Raw genomic sequence first — 20,176 nt, 5'->3', positions numbered from 1 at the left:
CGGGGTGTCTGGGAGGTCGTAGAGTGGCCGATCATGACGACCATCGGCCCTCCCGCGAGCGCCTCGGGGGCCGGAGGATCGGGCCCGTCCGGCTCCTCTCGTCCCGCACGTCGCGGCCCGTACGCGAAGTCGGCCGAGCGGCGGGCGTCGATCGTCGACGCGGCCTTCGAGGTGTTCTCGACGAAGGGTTACGTCGGCGGCTCTCTCCGGGACGTGGCCGAGGTGGTCGGCATGAGCCAGACGAGCCTGCTGCACTACTTCCCGTCGAAGAGCGCCCTGCTGCTCGCCGTGCTCGAGCGACGCGACGCGGTCTCGGACCGCTCGGCCGCGCCTCCGGACGATGGGGGTCTCGTCGAGACCGTCCTCGGGCAGGCTCGGCACAACGAGACGGTGCCCGGGCTGATCGCGTCGTACGCGGTGTTGGCGGGCGAGGCGGTCACGACCGGCAACCCCGGCAGCGACTACGTCCGCGAGCGCTTCGAGCGTCTGCGTGCCGAGTACGGCGACGCCCTGCGAGCACTAGAGGCGCGGGGCCGGTTGCGCCCCGGGGTCGACCCCGACCGTGCGGCGTCCGGGCTCGTGGCCCTGTGGGACGGCATCCAGCTGCAGTGGTTGCTCGACCCGGGGCGGATCGACGTGGTGCGGCAGCTGCAGGACCACCTCGACCTGCTCATCCTGCCCGGCGACGCGATCGACCCGGCGTGAGCGGCACCGTCCCCGTCGGGTCCGTCGTGCCCGTCCGCTGGTACGAGCCGTGGCCGGGGTCGACGGGCTCGCCCGGGCCGACGCTGCTGTGGCTGCACGGCGGCGGGTTCTTCCGCGGGGGGCTCGACCAGCCGGAAGCGCACGACGTCGCTCGGTCGCTCGCCGCACGCGGGGTGAGGGTCGCGACGGTGGACTACCATCTCGCGCCTCCCCCGGGTCTCGGCCTCCTGGCCCGTCGGTTGATGCCGTCCCGCGAGCGGTACCCGGCGGCGCTCGACGACGTGCTCGTCGCCTACGACGAGGTGCGCGACCGCTCGCCCGGCGGCGTGATCGTGGGAGGCGCGAGTGCGGGGGCGTGTCTGGCCGCGGCGGCCACCCTCCGCACGATCGACGACGGTCGTCCTCCGATTGGCGCCGTCTTTGCCTACGGCTTCTTCCATGCCGCACACCCCCGGGTGGCGGAGGTGCACCACCGGTCCCGTGGTCACCGGGGCCTCAGCCACGCGAGGTGGGCCCTCGACGCGATGAACCGGAACTACACCGGGTCGCGCAGTGCACTGGCCGACCGTCTCGCCTTCCCGGGCGGTCACACCCTCTCGGGCTTCCCCCGGACACTGGTGGTGAACGCCGAGCGCGACAACATGCGCGCCTCGGGCGACCTCTTCGCCGTCGAGCTCGTCGACGCGGGGGTCGACGTGCGGCACCGCGTCCTGCCGGGCACCCGCCACGCCTTCTTGAACCGGCCCCGGCTGGCCGCGTACGCCCCCGCCGTCTCGCTCGTCGCGGCGTGGACCCGCGGCGGCTAGCCTGCCCCGCCCCGCCCCGCCCCGCCCTGCCCCGCCGCGACCTGCCCTGACCTGACCGTCCGGGACATGCCGACGAGTGCCCAGCGGGACCGGTTTGACTGGGTTCCGTGAAAACGCTCATCGTCACCGCCCACCCCGATCACGAGTCACTGACCGCCGGTCTCGCCCGGCGACTGGAACAGGCCCTGCCCCCGGACTCGGCCGAGGTGGCCGATCTGGCGGCGGAGGGGTTCGACCCGCGCTTCGGCGCCGCGGACCGTGTGGCCTACCGTGGTCACGGGGACGCTCCCGCCGACGTCGTGCGCGAACAGGGTAGGATCGACAGGGCCGAGCACCTCGTCCTGGTGTTCCCGGTCTACTGGTGGTCGATGCCCGCCCTTCTGAAGGGATGGATCGACCGGGTCTTCGTCAACGGGTGGGCGTTCGAGATCGACCCCGAGGGCGGCACGCGCCGCATGCTCGGACGGTTGACCGTCCATCTGCTCGCCGTGGCCGGCGACTCGGCCGGCACGTACGAGCGTCACGGCTACGAGACCGCGATGCGGACGCAGATCGAACACGGGATCGTCGACTACGTCGGTGCCCGGCGCGGCACGACGGTCGTCCTGCACGAATCCGAGCGGGACGACGCCGCCGCCCGGGACGCCCTCGTCCTCGACGCCGTCGACACGGTGGCTCGCGCCGTCCTCGGGAACGCGCCCCGCGCCTCCTCGGGGGCGACGGCCTGACCGCGGGAAGATGGGCGGCATGCACCTCACCGTGTCGGATGCCGACCTGACCGACCTCCTCGACCGTGTCCGGGCGACCCGGTGGGCGACCGGCTGGCCTGTGGACGCCTGGGAAGCGGGCACCGACGAGCACGAACTGCGCCGGCTCGCGCGACATTGGGTCACCGGCTTCGACTGGCGAGCCCGCGAGCGCCGGATGGCCTCGCTGCCCTGGAGCTCGGTCGACCTGGACGGCACCCCGCTGTCGTACCTGCGATTCGAGGGTGAGGACTCGAAGCGGCTACCCGTGGTGCTGACCAACGGCTGGCCGAGCACGGCGCTGGAGCTGGTCGACCTCGCTCGGCGACTGTCGCGACCGTCCGAGCACGGAGGCGATCCCGACGACGCGATGACGGTCGTCGTCCCCGCGCTGCCCGGGTTCCCGTTCTCACCGCCACGGCCGACCGTCGGCGACCAGACGCACGAGCTGTGGCACCGACTGATGAGCGACGAGCTGGGGTTCTCGCGGTACGTCGCCCACGGAGGCGACCTCGGGGCAGGCATCACGTCACGTCTCGCTCAGAGCCACCCCGAGGCGGTGGCCGGCATCCACCTCCTCGCCGTCGGCTCTCCCCCGGAGTACGACCCCGCCGGTCTCACGCCCGAGGAACGCGCCTACCTCGACGAGGTCGCTTCGTGGTCGGCGACCGAGGGTGCCTACGAGCACCAGCAACGGACGCGCCCGCTCACCCTCGCACCCGCCCTGTCGGACTCACCCGTCGGCCTGCTCTCGTGGCTGCTGGAGAAGCACCGGGCGTGGAGCGACTGCGGCGGCGACGTCTCGACGCGGTTCGGCGACGACTACCTCCTCGAGCTCGCCTCGCTGTACTGGTTCACCGGCTCGGCGTCCACCGCCCTCCGCCCCTACTGGGAGCACGCCACCGGACACACGACGCCGGTGACCCGGGTGACCGTCCCGACCGCACTCGCCGTGTTCCCCCACGATCTGGTGCATCCCCCGCGTCGCTGGGCACAACGGACCCACGACGTCGTCCGCTACACGGAGATGCCGCGGGGTGGGCATTTCGCACCACACGAAGAACCCGAGCTGCTCGCGGCGGACATCACCGCGTTCGTGCGCGACATCCGCTGAGCCGGGGCCCGGCGGCGCGACGATCGGTTAGGCGAGCGCGCGAGTCGGCGAGCGCCGGGGCGGGCGTCGTCGGCTCAGCGGAAGTCGCCGACCTGGCGGTCGACGGGCACGGTGCGGTCGACGACGACGTCACCGGTGTGGGCCGTCGTGGTGGTCTCGACGAGGACGATCTCGACCTCGTCGTCGGCGACGGGGTTGTGCTGCACGCCCCGCGGCACGACGTAGAACTGGCCCGGGGTGAGGACCACCTCGTGGTCGTCGGGGAGCTGGATGCGCAGGGTGCCCGAGACGACGAGGAACATCTCGTCCTCGGCGTCGTGGGCGTGCCAGACGAGTTCGCCGAGCAGTTTCGCGACCTTCACGTACTGGTCGTTGACCTGCCCGACGACCCGAGGCGTCCAATGGTCGGTCACCTGTCGGAGTTCGGCCGCGACGTCGATTCCCTGGAGAGCAGTCATGGGGCCATTCTCCCCGGACAGGCGGGCTCGTACGTCACGCTGATCGGCATGCTCTGCCTGATCTGGCTGAGCATCACCGACCTGCGGCGGCTGAGGTAGGTCCGGTCAGAACACCGCCACCGTCATGCCGGCCGTGACCGCCGGTCGATCCATGGCGGCCAAGGCGTCGGGCAGGTCGTCGAAGGCGATCGTCCGGCCGATGGACTCCTGCGGCCGCAGTCGACCCGCGACGACGTCGTCGATCATCGCGGCGTACTCGCCGACCGAGATGCCGTGACTTCCGAGCAGTTCGAGCTCGTCCGCGATCACCCGCCCCATCGGGATCACCGGGGCGGCCTCCTCGTCGAGCAGCAGGCCCACCTGGACGTGCCGACCCCTCGGCCGGAGGGACGCCACGGACGCCGCCGACGTCACCCGGCTGCCGAACGCGTCGAGCGCCACGTCTGCCCCTCCGCCGGTGAGGGCTCGCACCCGGTCGACGGCGAGATCGTCCATCGGGACGACCTCTGCACCGAGGGCGGCGGCCCGCTCGAGGGCGGCGGGCGAGATGTCCGACGCCACCACCCGCGCGCCGGCGGCGACCGCCACGGCGACCGCGGAGAGACCCACTCCACCGCAGCCGAAGACGGCCACCCACTCCCCCGCCTCGACCCGCGCCCGGGCGTGCAGCGCGTGGTACGCCGTGCCGAATCGGCAGCCGAGCGCCGCCGCCTCGACGAATCCGACCTCGTCCGGCAGGGCGACGACGTTCACGTCGGCGTGCGGGACGACCAGGGACTCGGCGTACGACCCAGGAAGCGTGAAACCGGGCTGCTGCTGACGGGAACACACCTGGGTGGCTCCGGCACGGCACTGGTCGCACGTGCCGCACGCGAAGACGAAGGGGGCCGTCACGCGGGTCCCCACGACGACCCGGACGACGTCGGCGCCGACGGCCGTCACCACGCCCGCGAACTCGTGACCCGGCACGTGCGGAAGGCGCACCGAGTCGTCGTGGCCCTTCCAGGCGTGCCAGTCGCTCCGGCACACCCCCGTGGCCGCGACGCGGACCACGACGCCGTGAGCCGGCGGCACGGGTGCCGGGAGGTCGACGATGGTCGGAACCGACCCGAACTGGTCGTACTGAACGGCGCGCATCTACCGATCCTGACACGAGCGGGCGGACCGGACACCCCCACCGCGGACGGTGAGGGCCCACACCGGGTAGGAACGGTGCATGAGCCTCGCATCCACCCTCCTCCGCCTGACCGTCGGCGGTTTCTTCGTCGGCCACGGACTCCAGAAGCTGACCGGCGCCTTCGACGGGCCGGGCCTCGCCGGCACCGAGCAGATGATGGCCGGCACGGGAATGCACCCCGCAGCGCGCAACGCCCGTCTCGTCGCCGTCACCGAGACCGCCGGTGGCGCCGCCCTCGCCCTCGGTGCGGCGACACCGCTCGCCGCCGCCGGCATCGTCGGCACGATGGTCACCGCCGTCCGCAAGGTGCACCTCGCCAAGGGCCCCTGGGTGACCGAGGGCGGCTACGAGTACAACGCCGTCCTGATCGCCGCCGCCGCAGCCCTGGCCTCCGGCCCCGGCGGCCCGTCGGTCGACCAGCTCTTCGGCAAGAAGTCGTGGGGCGCCGGCGGAACGGTCTTCGCCCTCGTCGCCGGAGTCGTCGCCTCGTTCGTCGCGGTCGAGCTGGGCAAGCGTGCGACTCCCCCGGCCGAGCCGGGCTCGGACTCCTCGGCGGGCTGACCCGCCCTCCTCGTCTCGTCCCCAGGGCGCGACCACCCGGTGACGGGTGGTCGCGCCCTCCGTCCGTCAGGCGGGTGACGGTGGGCTCTGCGACCATGGGCCCATGACACCGACGAGCACCGCGACCGACATCGACGCCGAGGCCCTCGAACTGTTGCGCGCGCTCACGGGGCGCGACGACGCCGTCTTCCACGACGGGCAGCTCGAGGCCATCCGAGCCCTCGTCGCCGATCGCCGTCGGGCCCTCGTCGTGCAGCGCACCGGGTGGGGCAAGTCCGCGGTGTACTTCATCGCCACCCTGCTGCTGCGCCGACGCGGCACCGGCCCGACCCTGCTCGTGTCGCCCCTGCTCGCCCTGATGCGCGACCAGGTGGCCGCCGCCGCCCGGGCCGGGGTGCGGGCCGTCGCGGTCAACTCGGCGAACGCCCACGAGTGGTCCGACGTCCAGCAGCAGCTCGTCGACGACGAGATCGACGTTCTGCTCGTCTCCCCCGAGCGACTCAACAACCCGCGGTTCCGCGACGAGCAGCTGCCCGTCCTCATCGCCCGGCTCGGCATGCTCGTCGTCGACGAGGCGCACTGCATCTCGGACTGGGGCCACGACTTCCGACCCGACTACCGTCGCCTCGCCGACCTCATCCGCACCCTGCCCGCGGGCGTGCCCGTCCTCGCCACGACCGCCACGGCCAACGCCCGCGTCGTGGCCGACGTCGCCGAGCAACTCGCCGTGGGGCCGGGCGACGAGGTGCTGACCATCCGCGGATCACTGGCGCGCGCCTCCCTGCGTCTCGGGGTCCTGCAGCTGCCGACGTCGCGCGACCGCCTCGGCTGGCTGCTCAGCCACCTCGCCGACCTGCCCGGCAGCGGCATTATCTACACGCTCACCATCTCGGCAGCCGACGACACCGCCCGACTGCTGCGCGAGGCCGGGCACGACGTGCGGTCGTACTCGGGACGTACCGACCCCGAAGAACGCGAACAGCTCGAACAGCGCCTCAAGGGCAACGACCTCAAGGCCCTGGTCGCGACGAGCGCCCTCGGCATGGGCTTCGACAAGCCCGACCTCGGCTTCGTGATCCACCTCGGCGCGCCGTCGTCGCCCGTCGCGTACTACCAGCAGATCGGGCGTGCGGGTCGCGCGACCGACAACGCCGACGTCCTGCTGCTGCCCGGCACCGAGGACGCCGAGATCTGGCAGTACTTCGCCACGGCCTCGATGCCGTCCGAGGCACGGGCGGCGGCCGTGCTGGCCGAGCTGAGCGAGACGCCTCTGTCGACGCCCGCCCTCGAGGCGCGGGTCGACGTCAAACGCACACCGCTCGAACTCATGCTCAAGGTGCTCGACGTCGACGGCGCCGTCCGCCGGGTGCAGGGCGGCTGGGTCAGCACGGGCGAGCCCTGGGTCTACGACGCCGAACGCTACGACCGCATCGCCGCCGCCCGGGTGGCCGAGCAAGAGTCCATGCTCGCATTCGAACGCGGCGAGACCTGCCGCATGCAGATGCTGCAGGTCGACCTCGACGACCCGGCCGCCGAACCCTGCGGGCGGTGCGACGTCTGCGCGGGCACCTGGTACCCGACCGACATCGCCGGCGAGGCGGCCACCTCGGCCGCGAGCACGCTCGACCGGGTCGGCGTCGAGATCGACCCCCGAGCTCAGTGGCCCACGGGGGCCGACCGGGCCGGGGTGGCCGTCAAGGGCAAGATCCCCGACGGCGAACGGGTCGAGCCGGGTCGTGCACTCGCCCGACTGACCGACCTCGGCTGGGGCAACACGCTGCGCGAGGTCTTCGCGGCGAACGCCCCCGACGCTCCGCTGTCGAAGCACCTGCTCGACGGGGTCGTCCGTGTCCTGAAGGAGTGGCCGTGGGCCGAACGGCCCGTGGGCGTCGTGGCGATGCCGTCGACGTCACGGCCGCAGCTCGTCGGGTCGCTCGCCGAGGCGATCAGCACCGTCGGGCGGCTGCCGCTGCTCGGCACGCTCGGCAGCGCCCGCCCCTCGGCCGGTCGGGGCCAGGGCGGCAACAGCGTCTACCGACTGGCCAACGTCTGGCAGTCGTTCGAGGTCGGCCCCGAGCTGGGCGCGGCCCTCGCCGAGGTGACCGGGCCGGTGCTGCTCGTCGACGACCTGGTCGACAGCCGCTGGACGCTCACGGTGGCCGGGCGAGAGCTGCGCCGCGCCGGTGCCCCCGCCGTCCTGCCCTTCACCCTCGCGGTGGTCGGCTGAGTCGGCCGACCTCGTCCGAGGCCCCCGGGCAGGAGGCGACGACGGGCACGACGACGGAGTCGAAACAGTGGCCCCTCAGCTGTCGACGAGCATCACCGGCCGAACTGCATGCCGTCGCGGGTCAGGGTGCTGAGTCGCATGAGCCAGACGTCGCGCGGGTAGTTCTGGTGCATCCGCCAGGGGGACCGCGACCCTTGCCGGGGCATCAGGTGCACCCCTCGTGACACGTACCCGCTCGTCAGGTCGATCAGCGGGCTCGTCGGCCCCGGCCGCTCCGGCGCGATCGGCACGACGGATCGGAACCCGTGGCGATCGGCGTGACGGAGCAGACGGGCGACGTAGTGCACGACGAGGTCGATCTTCAACGTCCACGACGCGTTCGTGTAGCCGATCGCGAACGCCAGGTTCGGCACCCCCGAGAGCATGAATCCCTTGTAGGTCAGCCGCGTCGCCGGATCGACCTCGACCCCGTCGACGGACAACCGCATGCCGCCGAACAACAGCAGGTTGAGCCCGGTGGCCGTGACGACGACGTCCGCGGGCACCTCGTGAGCCTGCTGGCCGTCGCGACCCGCGACCCGGACACCGCCGGGCGTGAACGTGTCGATGTCGTCGGTCACGATCGATGCCGACCCCGAGCGCAGCGCCCGGAACAGGGCCCCGTCCGGGGTGATGCAGAGGCGCTGGTCCCACGGGTCGTAGCTCGGCTGGAAGTGCCGGTCGACGTCGAAGTCGTCCGGCAGGCGCCGGGCCACCTGGGCCCGGAGGAACGCCTTCATCTTCTCGGGCGACCGTCGGCTCGTCTGGAAGCTGAGCAGAGCCATGCCGATGCTGCGCCACCGGATCAGCCGGTCGTCGACGCCCTGCGGCAGCAGCCGACGCCAGGCCCGGGGCTCCTTCCGACGCGAGGGAAGCGAGAGCACGTAGGTCGGCGACCGCTGCAGCATCGTCACCTGCTCGGCACTCTCGGCGAGGGCGGGCACCAGCGTCACCGCCGTCGCTCCCGATCCGATGACGACGACGCGCTTCCCGGCGACGTCGAGGCCCTCGGGCCAGTGCTGGGGGTGCACGACGCGACCGGCGAACGACTCCTGCCCCGGGAACGCGGGCGACCAGCCCTCGTCGTAGCGGTAGTAGCCGGAGCACACGAACAAGAACGAGCACGTGATCGTGACGCGACGGGACGCCGGGGCGGCACCCGCGCCTCCTTCGCTCGACGCGGCGGCGGCGGGCGACCCGCCCGGCCCGGCCGTGCTCCCGACCTCGATCGTGACGGTCCATCGGGCGTCGGCCGACGACCAGTCGGCGGCGACGACCCGGTGCCCGAACCGGATCAGCTCGGCGATGCCCGTCTCGTCGGCCGTGTCGCGGACGTAGTCCCGGATCGCGGCGCCCGGGGCGATCGCGCGAGCGTCCCGCCAGGGGCGGAACCCGTAGCCGAGGGTGAACATGTCGCTGTCCGAACGCACGCCCGGGTACCGGAACAAGTCCCAGGTGCCCCCGACCGCGTCGCGCGCCTCGACGACGGCCAGACTGCGGCCGGGGAAGTCCCGGTGCAATTGCGCCGCCACCCCGACTCCCGAGAGACCGGCCCCGACGACGAGCAGGTCGACGTGCTCGGCGGGGTAATCGTCGCCGTCGTTCGGAGCCGAGGAGGCGCGGGTCGCGTCGCTCACGGGACCAGCACGATCCGGATCGGGTCGCCTTCCTTGCGCTCGAGCATCTGGACCGCCCGCTCGGCCTCGGCCAGCGGCACGGTCGCGCTGACCGACTTCGAGAAGTCGAGTCTCCCGCGGGCCGCCAGGGCGACGAGCGTGGTGACGTCGGCGGGCTCGGAGCCGTAGTGGCCGAGGACCTGCTGCTGCAGGAAGCTGAACTTCGTGCCGTCGGTGATCGTGATCGGCTTGTCCGAGAGGCCGACCAGGGTCAGGCGTCCGCGGTAGCCGAGGCAGGCGATGGCCTGCTCGCGCACGGCGGGCACGCCGGCGAAGTCGAAGGCCCGGGCGAGGCCGCGGCCACCGGTCGCGCGGCCGAGCGCCGTGGCGAAGTCCGGATCGGCGGGGTCGAGCGCGAGGTCGGCGCCGAAGTCGAGGGCCCGGTCCCGGGCACCCGGCAGGGGGTCGACGGCGATGATCGGCGCGGCCCCGAGCAGGGCGAGCAGCTGCACGGCGTGGGCGCCGAGGCCGCCGATGCCCCAGACGCCGACCGCCGTGCCGGGCCGCGTGTCGGCCGTCGTGGTGAGCGCCGCCCACGGCGTCGACACGGCGTCGGGAATGAAGCAGGCCTGCTCGAACGGCAGGGAGTCGGGGATCGGCACGACCGTGTCGGCGCGGGCCACGGCGAACTCGGCCCAGCCGCCGTCGTAGTCGACGCCGCGGGTGAAGACCTGCCCGTCGCGCTCTTCTCCGGCCTGCAGCAGCACGCGGTCGCCGACGGCGACGTGCGTGACACCCTCGCCCACCTGGTCGACGGTGCCCGCGACCTCGTGGCCGAGGGTGACGGTGTCGCCGGGCAGGTTCAACGGCGTGAGCGAACCCTGGATCAGGTGCACGTCGCTGAGGCACACGCCGGCGGCGGCGACGGCGATGCGCACCTGCCCCGGGCCGGCGTCGGGGGTGGGGACCTCGGTGACCGAGAAGTGGCGGGTGGTGACGTCGAGGCGTCCGGCGAGCATGGTGGCTCCGTCCTGCGGGGCCCGGTCGGTCGGCTCTGACCGCGGGGCGTGACCGCACATCGGGTGCGACGGTACGCCTCCGACACGGATGTTGCACGTTGCATCGCCCGGGCGCGGCGAGACCCCAGGAAGTCACCGAGACCCCCGCGCGCTCACGGGGGTCTCGGTGACTTCCTGGGGTCTCGGGCCGGCGGACTACCGCCGGCGGGGCTCGTCGTCGGGGCGCGCGTCACCCGCGGGGGCGTCGGCGAGGTGCTCGTCGGCCCGGCGACCGTCGGTGCCGACCATGGCGTGCAGCGAACCGGTCGAGATGCGGTCGGGCGAGGTGCCCTCGAGCGAGCCCAGCCCACCCGTGCGGCCGTCGAGCAGGCGCGCGCCGGCCCGGTCGGCCGGGTCGGCCGGGTCGGCCGGGTCGGCCGAGTCCGAGGCCGAGTCCGAGTCCGAGGCCGAGGAGGCGCCGTGCCCGTCCGCGTTCATGGTCGCCTCGTCGAAGGGCGCGCGACCCGACAGCACGGTCTCGACACGGTCCTTGTCGATCTGCTTGGTCCAGGTGCCGACGAGGATCGTCGCGACGGCGTTGCCGGTGAAGTTGGTCAGGGCGCGCGCCTCGGACATGAACCGGTCGATGCCGACGATCACACCGACGCCGTCGACCAGGTCGGGGCGGTGTGCCTGCAGGCCGCCGGCCAAGGTGGCGATGCCGGCGCCGGTGACGCCAGCGGCACCCTTCGACGCGATCATCATGAAGAGCAGCAGCGAGACCTGTTCGCCGACGTTGAGCGGCGTGCCCATGGCGTTGGCGATGAACAGCGACGCCATGGTCAGGTAGATCGCGGTGCCGTCGAGGTTGAACGAGTAGCCGGTGGGCACGGTGATGCCGACGACCGGCTTCGAGACGCCGAGGTGCTCCATTTTGGCGATGAGGCGGGGCAGAGCGACCTCGCTCGACGACGTCGAGACGATCAGCAGGTACTCGCGTCCGAGGTACTTCATTACCCGGAAGATGTTGACGCCCGTGGCGAGCTTGAGGATCGTCCCGAGCACGACGGCGACGAACAGGATGCAGGTGATGTAGAACGCGACCATCAGGGTGCCGAGCGCCACGATGGCGGCGACCCCCGTCTCGCCGACGACCGCGGCGATGGCGCCGAAGGCACCGATCGGGGCGACCCACATGATCATCGCGAGGATGCGGAACACCAGCACCTGCAGGTTGCGGACGCCCTCGAGGATCGTCGTGCCGCGATCGCCCATGCGCTGCAAGGCGAAGCCGACGAGCAACGCCACGAACAGCGTCTGCAGGATGGAGCCGCTGGTGAGCGACGACACGAGCGTCTCGGGGATGATGCCGAGCAGGAACCCTGCCGTGCCGCCGGCCTCCTCGGTGGCGGGCGCCTCGTATCCGGTCGAGCCGATCATCAGGCCCTCGCCCGGGTGGATCAGGTTGCCGACCACGAGGCCGATCGCCAGGGCGAAGGTCGACATCGCGATGAAGTAGCCGAGCGCGAGCCCGCCGACCTTGCCAACGGTCGCCGCCTTGGCGATCGAGCCGACGCCGAGCACGATGGTGCAGAAGATCACCGGCGCGATCATCATCGAGATCAGCGACACGAAGGCGGTGCCGATCGGCTTGAGCTGCACCGCGACCTCGGGGGCCGTGAGGCCGACGACGATGCCGGCCGCAACGGCCACGATCACCGCGATGTAGAGCCAGTGCGAGCGGTCGATCCGACGTCGGGCGCGGACGCCGCCCGCCGTCGTCGTACCGCCGGGGGTGGGGGTCTGCGGGCCCTTGTGCGTCTTTGCCATGGGGGTCTTCCTCGAGCTCGTGACCGGCGGCGTCGTCGTCGACGGTCGTGCGGGGTTCGTTGCCGCGACTCTGGTCGCTCGCCGGGTGAGCGTCGACGTTGTGGTCATACTGGTCGCGCTGGTCGTGCGTCATGATGGTGCCCGGCCGCAGCGCAGCGAGGAGCCCGCCCGAGATGACCGTCGATCCCACCCGGTGGAGCATCGCCACCCGGCTCTTCGCCCTGCTCGTGGTCTTCGTCGTCGCCGTGACCGTGCTCGCGACGGCGTGGACGGTCCGTTCGGCACGCGACGACGCCGACCGCTCGGCCGCTCGGGCCTGCCTGGCCCTCGCCACCTCGATCGCCGACAACCCGTACGTCGTCGACGCCCTCGGGACGTCCGACCCGAGCGCCCGCCTGCAGCCCTACGCCGTGGCCCTGATGAGCGACACGTCGACCGACTTCGTCACGATCATGCGACCCGATCGCACCCGTCTGACGCACCCCGACCCCGACGAGATCGGCCGACCGTTCGTCGGCACGATCGCGCCGGCCCTGCGCGGGGACTCGTTCACCGAGACGTACGCCGGCACCCTCGGCCCGTCGGTGCGCGCGGTGGTGCCGATCGAGAGCGACGGCGAGGTCGTCGCCCTCGTCTCGGCCGGGGTCACGGTCGACACCATCACGCAGTCGGTCGGCGAGCGGCTGCCGCTCGTGTTCGCCGCCGCCGGGGCGACCGTGCTGCTCGGTGGCGTCGTCTCGTGGCTGCTCAGCCGCTACCTGCGGCGGGTGACCTGGGGTCGCGGCCCCGAAGAACTCGCGCGGATGTTCTCCTACTACGAAGGGGTGCTGCACTCGGTGCGTGAGGGGCTCGTGCTCGTCGACGACCGTGGCCGGCTGACGCTCTACAACGACCAGGCGGCCGAACTGCTCGACCTGCCCCCGGGAGGCATCGCGGCGCCCGTGCCGCTGTCCGAGCTGCGACTGCCCGCCTCGCTGCGCGAGCTGCTCGCCTCCGGACGCCGCGCCTCCGACGAGGTGCACGTGACCGACGACCGCGTGCTCGTGGTCAACCAGGAGCTCACCGAGCCCACCGACGGCCCGCCCCGCCCGACGCCCGCGACCGGTCGGGCAGGCGCGGTACAGGCAGGAGGCGCGGCGTCGGTGACCGGCGCGGCCCGCCCGCGCTCCCGCCGCACGCTCGGGACGGTGACGACCCTGCGCGACCACACCGAGCTCACCCACCTCACGGGCGAGGTCGAGACCATGCGCACCCTCTCGGACGCGCTGCGGTCGCAGACCCACGAGTTCTCGAACCGGTTGCACACCATCGTCTCGTTGATCGAGCTCGGGCGCGGTGACGAGGCCCTCCGGTTCGCGGCCGACGAGCTCGACCTCGGCCAGCGGCTCGCCGACCGGGTCGTGGCCTCGATCGACGAGCCGACGCTCGCCGCCCTGCTGCTCGGCAAGGCGGCGCAGGCCCGCGAACGGTCGATCGAGCTGCGCGTCGACGTCGAGCCCGATCTCGGGACGATCGACGTCGAGCCCGGGGACCTCGTCACGATCCTGGGCAACCTGGTGGACAACGCCTTCGACGCGGTGGCGCCGACGCTCGACGCCGACGTTCTCGACCCCGCCGGCCGCCCGGCCCGGCCGCCGCGGGTCGAGGTGACCGTCGCCCGGATCGAGGGCGGCGTCCAGGTCGACGTCGAGGACGACGGTCCAGGGCTGGGCGACGTCGAGCTCGCCTTCCGCCGCGGGTTCAGCACGAAGCCGGCGGCGCCGGGCGGGCGCGGCATCGGCCTCGCGCTGGTGCGTCAGGCCGTGGGTCGGGTCGGGGGTCGGCTCGACGTCGCCACGGGACCCGACGGGACCACCTTCTCGGTGCTGCTGCCCGACCGACGGCCGGACGACGCCGACGCCACCGCCCGACGTCGGGGCGGGGTGCGGTCGTGACCCGCGCCTCCTCGTCCGGCGACCGGGTGCGCGTGCTCGTCGTCGAGGACGAGCCCCTGACCGCGGAGGCGCACGTCGCCTACCTCGAGCGGCTGGACGGTTTCGAGGTGGTCGGCCGCGCCCGCGACGGACGCGAGACCCTCGACGCCGTCCGCGCGGCCGGCGGGCCCGACGGAGCAGGCCTCGACCTCGTGCTGCTCGACATGAACCTGCCCGACACGCACGGCCTGCAGCTCTGCCGGGCCCTGCGCGCGGCGGGCTCGACCGTGGACGTCATCGCGATCACGGCCGTGCGCGACGCCGCCGTCGTGCGGACGGCGGTGTCGCTCGGCATCGTCCAGTACCTGATCAAGCCGTTCACCTTCGCGACCTTCGCCGACCGGCTCGGGGCCTACCGGTCGTTCCGAGAGTCGCTCGCCGCCGGGCAGGGGCAGGTGACCCAGTCGGACGTCGACTCGGGCTTCGCCACCCTGCGACGGGCGCCCGCGCCGACGCTCGCCAAGGGCCTGGCGCCGGCCACGCTCGAGCAGGTCGTGGCGGTGCTGCGTCGAGGCGGGTCACCGTCGGCGGGAGAGGTGGCCGACGTCGCCGGGGTGTCGCGGGTGACCGCACGCCGGTACCTCGAGCACCTCGCCGACACGGGGGCGGCGACCCGCGAACCCCGTTACGGCAGCCCCGGCCGACCCGAGCACGGCTACCGCTGGAACTGAGCGGACCGGATGCCCGGTGGTGCTCGGCGGGCGCCCCGAGCTCAGCGCCGGACGAGCCGCGCGATCTCGGGCAGTGCCGCGAGGGTGCCGGAGGCCCCGTGCTGGTCGGGGTCGAGCGCGAGCCGCCTCAGCCCGGCACGCGTGTAGGTGCCGACGTCCGCCACGAAGTCGGCGGGCGCACGCCAGACCAGCCGGTCGGCGGCCGACACGTCGAGGCCGCGGGCGAGGGCGGCGTCCCGTGCGCGTTCGGGCGAGCTGAAGGCGAGCAGGGTCGGGGTGCCCTCGTCGACGACGGCGAAGGGCTTCGAGGCCCCGACCGTGCCGCGGTCGACGAACCACCAGGCCTCGAGTCGGAACGCCGAGCGCCAGAGGGCGACCGGGTCGTCGACCACGACCGCCGTCGTCCGCACCGGCGTCGCGTCGACCGCAGGAGGCGGCACGACGACCGGTGCCGAGCTGCCGGGAGCGACCCGAGGAGGCGCGGGGCGTGTCGACGGCATCGGTCCCGCCGGCGGGGCGGCCCGGTCGACGACTTTCGCGAGTCGGGCTCGACGGCGCTGACCCACCCCGATCCGCACGAGCACGACGCCGCCGGCGACGAGGACGGCGACCACGGCCAGGGCGACCACGACGTCCACGGACGACTGCCGGCCGGGCGCCACGAGTCCGACGAGCAGCACCGACGCACCGATCGGCGACCCGACCACGGCGATCGCGAGCAGCACGACGCCCCAGGTGAGCGTGGCGGTGCCGGACGAGCCGCGAGGGCTCGACGGGCGGCGGGGGTCGGACGGGTCGGAGCTCGGCATCGCCCCAGCGTAGGGCGGCCGGCCGGGTGTGGTCCGGGAGCGCAGGCGGTGCCCGACGCGACGCCACCCGCACTCCCCGAGGGTCTGCGGCCTACTCGGCTGCGTGGGACCAGCCGAGCCCACGGGCCTCGACCAGGCGGTGCAGCACCACGGTCATGGCGGCGAAGTCGGTCGACCCGAGGGCGTCGGTGAGGACGACGTAGGCGTGCGCGGCGTCCGCCGGCAGCGACGGCGTCGCGCGGGTCGGATCGACCAGGCGGGTCGTCCCCTCGCTGCCGGCGTGACGGCGCACCTCGTCGTGGTCGCGCAGGTGGAAGTTGACGAGCCGCTTCCCGTCACCGATCGCGAACAGGCGGGCGATGATCGAGAGACGTTTCATCGGCCGACCGGCCGCACCGGCGAGGTTGCCGGCCGGCCCGTCGACCCAGCTCACCCGGGTGACCGAGTCCCACGGCACGACGACGCTGCCGTCGATGACGACGGCGGACGCGTGGACCGACAGGGACGGCCGTCCCCGCCGACGCGCGGCCCCGACGTACTCGGAGAACGTCGCGATCGGCAGCAGCGTCGGCAGGAGCCAGAGGGCGACCACGATCCAGAGCAGCGCCGTGCTGGTGATCGCCCACGTCACGAGGGCGGCCAACAGGGCGAGGGCGAGGAGGACGCCGATCCCGGAACCGACGAGCTGACGCCGGAGCCGCCGACCGTCGTGGGCGACCACGAGCACCGGTGCGTCCGTCGGCGGCGCGAAGCGGTCCGGGCCGACCGGCGACGGGGCCGGGATCGGGATCGCGGCGGGCGGCGCTGCCGGCGATGCCGTCGCCGTTGGCGTGGCTGCCGCCGGCGGCGGCGATGCCGAGGTGTCCGCCGAGCGCCGCGCCTGCCGATCGACGCCGAACCTGCGCATGGCGTCGAGTGCGCCCAGGGGTGCGTAGGGCCCCTTCCCCTCGACGTCGAAGAGCACGCCGAACACGCCGGTGCGCTCACGCGCGACGGCATCGTCGACGAAGCCGCTCGACGGCAGCGCGAGGAGCCGGCCCGCCTCCTCCTCCGACAGTCCTCGCGCGAGGCCGTGCCGTCGCGCCCGCTCGGGCGAGGTGAAGGCCAGGACCATCAGACGTCCGTCGACGTCGACCACCAGGGGCTGCACGTCCGGCAGTTCACCACGCGCGATGAACCACCAGCGGTCGAGGGCGAAGAGCGCGTCCCAGAGGTCGGCCTGGGCGTCGGTGTCGTCGATGCCCCGCAGTTCGGACACCCGGGTCAGCTCGTCGATCCGTTCACTCGTCGCCCGCATCTCGTCGTCTGACGGCGGCGGGGGCAGGGGGACTCGGCCCGAGTCAGGCAGAGGGGTCTGTTCACTCATGGGCCCAGCGTAGGGGAACGGCGAAGTCGACCGAGAGATCCTCATGGCCCACCGCCCAGGGTGATCGACGGAGCCGCCCGTCGGCATTACGCTCCGACCATGGCCGACACGCGTGGACCCCAGATCGTCCGAGGCGACCCCGAGGTGACCCGGGCGACGCTCGACCTCAAGCTGCCGGTGGCGATGCTGCCCGGTCTCGTGCGTCGGGCCCTGCAGGCGAGTCCGACGTTCTCGCTGGGCGACTCCGACGAGACGGGGGCCACGCTGCTGCGCCGGTCGGCCTCGGCGGGTGGCGCGGACACCGTCCGCCTCGACTTCACCGCGTCCGAGAAGGGCACCCGGGTCTCGGCCGAGGTCCACTCCCCCGGCGGCACGATCGGCACGTCGGTCAAGCGCCGCGACGACGACACCACCGCCCTGTTCGAGGCGATCGCGAAGGCCGCCGGGCCCTTCTGACCGGTGCCGGGGCACGGGCCGACACCGCGCCTCCCGACGCCTTTTGACGTCTTCCGACGTCTTCCGACCTCTTCCCGGCGACTCAGCCGCCGACGATCCAGGTATCCTTCGCGCCCCCGCCCTGTGACGAGTTGACGATCATGCTGCCCTCGGGCGCCACCCGGGTGAGCCCCAGGTCGGCCAGCACGCTCTCGCCCACCCCGGTGCCGGTGAGGTAGACGAAGCAGCGCAGGTCGACGTGCCGAGGCTGCAGCCCCGTCGAGGTCAGGGTCGGGTGCGACGACAGCCTCACGACCTCCTGGGCGACCCAGCCGGACGGATCACGGGCGATGTCGGCCCGACGCTCGGCCACGACCGCCGCGCTCGCCGAGGGCCCGATGAGGACGCCCCGACCGCCCTCGCCGTCGACCGGCTTCGTGACGAGCTCGCCCACCCGGTCGAGCACCGCGATCCGCTCGGCCGGGTCGCCGGTCCGGTAGGTCGGGACCGACTCGAGCAGCGGACGCTCCCCCAGGTAGTACCAGATGAGGTCGGGCACGGCGCAGTACATCGCCTTGTCGTCGGCGAGCCCGTTGCCGGGGGCGTTGGCCAGCACGACACCGCCCGCCGCCGCCACGTCCATCAGGTGCTCGCCGAGCAACGGGTCGTGCGGGGCGTGCACGTCGACGAGCTCGCGGTCGAGACGCAGGTAGAGCGCGTCGACGACGGTGCCGGCCCTGCGGTCGACGACCCGCGCCTCCTGCACCTCGACGTCGTCGGCCTGCAGCAGCAGCAGCCCCGCGCCCTCGGCGAGGGTGCGGTGCTCGTACCAGGCCGGGCTCGTGGGGCCCTCGCTGAGGACCGCGCCGACCGGATCGCCGCCACCCCGAGGAGGCGCGGCGTGCGCCAGCAGCGTCGCCCGCAGCACCGCGAACACGCTCGTCGGGTCGAGCAGTCCCGCCGGCCGCGGAGCGTCCGGCACCACCTCGTCGAGCAGGCGTCGCACCGCGATCGAGAACGCGGCCCCGCTCGGCGCCCGGACGTTGTCCTCGAGTACCCGCCAACCACCCAGCTCGTCGCGCACCAGGTCGAATCCCTGCACCGCGGCCCGCACGGCGTCCGCGGGCAGCCGGGCGGCCTCGTCCCGCCAGCCCGCCGCCCCGACGACCTGCTCGTGCGACAGCACGCCGTCCGCCACGACCCGACGCTCACCGTAGGCGTCGCGGAGGAACGCCTCGATCGCCCGGGCCCGCTGCGTCAGACCGGCCTCGAGCCGGCTCCACTCGTGCCGCGTGACGATCCGGGGCACGAGGTCGCAATGGAACGCGCGGTGGTCGCCGCCCACGCCGAATCCGAGACCGGCCCGCTCGCACCAGGCGTCGCGCGCGACGGATCGGGCGTGCGCCTCGGTCGCACCGAGCTCCTGGAAGAACCCGGCGACGTCACGGTAGGCCGGGCGTGGATGCAGCCCCGGACCGATCGCCTCGTCGCCGGCGCGGAACCGGTACCCGACGAGGGTCGGCGCCGGGGCGTCGAGCCCGGCGGCGGGGCCGTGCGTCTCGCGGACGACCAGGTCGACCACGTCGTCGAGCCGTCCCCGCTCGGCGAAGGCGGCGCGCTGCCGGTCGGCTGAGTTCCCGCGGGCGAGCGTGGCCTCGGCGAGATCGCTCACGGTCTGCCAGTCGCCGAACTCCTCGAGCTGCGGACGCAGCCGTGTCACGAGCTGCCGGACGGCCTCGGCCGCGGGCAGCCGCGACGGGTGCTGCTCGAGGTCGAGCAGCTCGCCGCCGAGCCCGCTGCGCGCCGCCTGCCACATCGCGGCGCGATGCAGCGGGGCCGCCCGGTGCTCGGCGGGGCGACCGGCCTCGACGTCGATCTCGGCCCGACGCACCGCGGCACGGTAGAGGCCGGCGATCAGCACCGCGTCGTCGACCAGCGGGCAGGCGTCACTGGTGCGCAGCTCGAGGGTGGGCGCGTGACTCGACGGACGGACGTCAAAGTAGGCCATCCCGCTGTCGGCGATGACGCCCGATCCGATCAGGTCGGCGAGCAGCCGGTCGTACTCGGCGGCGTCGGCCATCGGCCCGGTCGCCCCGGCGCTCGGCCACCGCTGCCAGATGAGCGAGCGGATGCTCGCGTAGCCGGTGTCCTGTCCGTTCCAGTAGGGCGAGCTGGCGCTCAGGGCGAGCAGGGCCGGCAGCACGGGGGCGATCCGCCCGGCGATCTGCACGGCGAGGTCGCGGTCGGCCACCCCCACGTGGATCTGCAGGCCGCAGATCAGCTGCTCGTCGACGAGCAGGCGGTACTGCTCGTGCATGCGTCCGTAGCGTCCGGTCGTCGTCAGTTCGAAGTCGGCGAACTCGCTGCGCGGGGCCGTGCCCACGGCGCCGATGGCGAGCCCCTCGACGGTGGTCACCTCGACCAGGTCGCGACGGAGGGTCAGGATCTCGCGCCGCAGGTCGTCGAGCGTGGTCACGACGGGCACGTTGGTCTCGATCGTGGTGCGCTGCAACTCCGCCCCGTAGCGGTCGGCGGGCAGCCGCGTCAGGAGGTGCGGTGCACGGGCCGACAGACGCTTCGTCTCGAGGTCGATCAGGTGCAGCTCTTCTTCTGCCCCCAGCGTCAGCTCTGCGCTCATGCCTGCA

At 73.3% G+C, this 20,176-nt stretch carries 17 protein-coding genes; 9 read left to right on the top strand and 8 right to left on the bottom strand.

Annotation, left to right across the window (positions count from 1 at the left end; all coding sequences use genetic code 11):
* Positions 1 to 33: 33 nt before the first annotated feature.
* From BIV04_RS07065 to BIV04_RS07050, 4 genes are all read left to right on the top strand, one after another.
* Entirely contained in the window at positions 34 to 705 is a 672-nt protein-coding gene (locus BIV04_RS07065) for a TetR/AcrR family transcriptional regulator (RefSeq protein WP_071255436.1), read from the top strand.
* Positions 702 to 1,511 (top strand): alpha/beta hydrolase, encoded by an 810-nt coding sequence (locus BIV04_RS07060; protein ID WP_071255434.1) that lies wholly within the window; start codon positions 702 to 704, stop codon positions 1,509 to 1,511. The genes BIV04_RS07065 and BIV04_RS07060 overlap by 4 nt, the downstream gene beginning before the upstream one ends.
* A 107-nt stretch (positions 1,512 to 1,618) precedes the next feature.
* The gene (locus tag BIV04_RS07055; RefSeq protein ID WP_071255433.1) at positions 1,619 to 2,239 is read left to right on the top strand and encodes an NAD(P)H-dependent oxidoreductase; all 621 of its coding nucleotides are present in this window, start codon (positions 1,619 to 1,621) and stop codon (positions 2,237 to 2,239) included.
* A gap of 19 nt (positions 2,240 to 2,258) precedes the next feature.
* Entirely contained in the window at positions 2,259 to 3,371 is a 1,113-nt protein-coding gene (locus tag BIV04_RS07050) for an epoxide hydrolase family protein (RefSeq protein WP_071255519.1), read from the top strand.
* 74 nt (positions 3,372 to 3,445) lie between these two features.
* On the opposite strand, the gene BIV04_RS07045 is transcribed toward BIV04_RS07050, so the two are convergent.
* A complete protein-coding gene (locus tag BIV04_RS07045; protein ID WP_071255431.1) occupies positions 3,446 to 3,829 on the bottom strand; it encodes a cupin domain-containing protein in 384 nt (127 codons plus the stop codon).
* A 105-nt stretch (positions 3,830 to 3,934) separates the two neighbouring features.
* On the bottom strand, positions 3,935 to 4,966 hold the full coding sequence (locus BIV04_RS07040; protein WP_071255430.1) for an alcohol dehydrogenase catalytic domain-containing protein: 1,032 nt from the start codon (positions 4,964 to 4,966) through the stop codon (positions 3,935 to 3,937).
* Between the two features lie 79 nt (positions 4,967 to 5,045).
* Between BIV04_RS07040 and BIV04_RS07035 the strand changes: the two genes are divergently transcribed.
* Together BIV04_RS07035 and BIV04_RS07030 are read left to right on the top strand one after the other, a co-directional pair.
* Positions 5,046 to 5,567 (top strand): DoxX family protein, encoded by a 522-nt coding sequence (locus tag BIV04_RS07035; RefSeq protein WP_043594835.1) that lies wholly within the window; start codon positions 5,046 to 5,048, stop codon positions 5,565 to 5,567.
* 103 nt (positions 5,568 to 5,670) lie between these two features.
* Positions 5,671 to 7,794, top strand: a complete 2,124-nt coding sequence (locus BIV04_RS07030) for a RecQ family ATP-dependent DNA helicase (protein ID WP_071255428.1) — start codon at positions 5,671 to 5,673, stop codon at positions 7,792 to 7,794.
* Positions 7,795 to 7,886: 92 nt separating this feature from the next.
* On the opposite strand, the gene BIV04_RS07025 is transcribed toward BIV04_RS07030, so the two are convergent.
* The 3 genes from BIV04_RS07025 to BIV04_RS07015 all read right to left on the bottom strand — a co-directional run bounded on the left by BIV04_RS07025 (position 7,887) and on the right by BIV04_RS07015 (position 12,277).
* Entirely contained in the window at positions 7,887 to 9,470 is a 1,584-nt protein-coding gene (locus tag BIV04_RS07025; RefSeq protein ID WP_071255427.1) for an NAD(P)/FAD-dependent oxidoreductase, read from the bottom strand.
* Positions 9,467 to 10,468, bottom strand: a complete 1,002-nt coding sequence (locus tag BIV04_RS07020; protein ID WP_083396241.1) for a zinc-binding dehydrogenase — start codon at positions 10,466 to 10,468, stop codon at positions 9,467 to 9,469. The genes BIV04_RS07025 and BIV04_RS07020 overlap by 4 nt, the downstream gene beginning before the upstream one ends.
* Positions 10,469 to 10,663: 195 nt before the next feature.
* Entirely contained in the window at positions 10,664 to 12,277 is a 1,614-nt protein-coding gene (locus tag BIV04_RS07015; RefSeq protein WP_083396240.1) for a cation:dicarboxylate symporter family transporter, read from the bottom strand.
* 173 nt (positions 12,278 to 12,450) lie between these two features.
* On the opposite strand from BIV04_RS07015, the gene BIV04_RS07010 reads away from it, so the two are divergent.
* Positions 12,451 to 14,211 (top strand): sensor histidine kinase, encoded by a 1,761-nt coding sequence (locus BIV04_RS07010; protein WP_071255517.1) that lies wholly within the window; start codon positions 12,451 to 12,453, stop codon positions 14,209 to 14,211.
* On the top strand, positions 14,208 to 14,921 hold the full coding sequence (locus tag BIV04_RS07005) for a response regulator (RefSeq protein ID WP_255364198.1): 714 nt from the start codon (positions 14,208 to 14,210) through the stop codon (positions 14,919 to 14,921). Before BIV04_RS07010 ends, BIV04_RS07005 begins: the two co-directional genes overlap by 4 nt.
* 41 nt (positions 14,922 to 14,962) lie before the next feature.
* Here the strand turns inward: BIV04_RS07005 and BIV04_RS07000 are convergent, their stop codons facing one another.
* Both BIV04_RS07000 and BIV04_RS06995 read right to left on the bottom strand, forming a co-directional pair.
* Complete coding sequence (locus BIV04_RS07000) at positions 14,963 to 15,730, bottom strand: hypothetical protein (RefSeq protein WP_071255424.1); 768 nt, start codon at positions 15,728 to 15,730, stop codon at positions 14,963 to 14,965.
* A 91-nt stretch (positions 15,731 to 15,821) separates the two neighbouring features.
* Entirely contained in the window at positions 15,822 to 17,096 is a 1,275-nt protein-coding gene (locus BIV04_RS06995) for a hypothetical protein (RefSeq protein WP_143048602.1), read from the bottom strand.
* Between the two features lie 99 nt (positions 17,097 to 17,195).
* On the opposite strand from BIV04_RS06995, the gene BIV04_RS06990 reads away from it, so the two are divergent.
* Entirely contained in the window at positions 17,196 to 17,552 is a 357-nt protein-coding gene (locus tag BIV04_RS06990; protein WP_071255419.1) for a hypothetical protein, read from the top strand.
* Positions 17,553 to 17,634: 82 nt separating this feature from the next.
* Here BIV04_RS06990 and BIV04_RS06985 read toward each other — a convergent pair whose 3' ends face one another.
* Positions 17,635 to 20,169, bottom strand: a complete 2,535-nt coding sequence (locus tag BIV04_RS06985) for a carboxylate--amine ligase/circularly permuted type 2 ATP-grasp protein (protein WP_071255418.1) — start codon at positions 20,167 to 20,169, stop codon at positions 17,635 to 17,637.
* Positions 20,170 to 20,176 lie beyond the last annotated feature (7 nt).

The organism is Frigoribacterium sp. MCBA15_019 (genome assembly GCF_001864945.1).
GTDB lineage: Bacteria > Actinomycetota > Actinomycetes > Actinomycetales > Microbacteriaceae > Frigoribacterium.
This window is presented reverse-complemented; position numbering and strand designations above follow the sequence as displayed.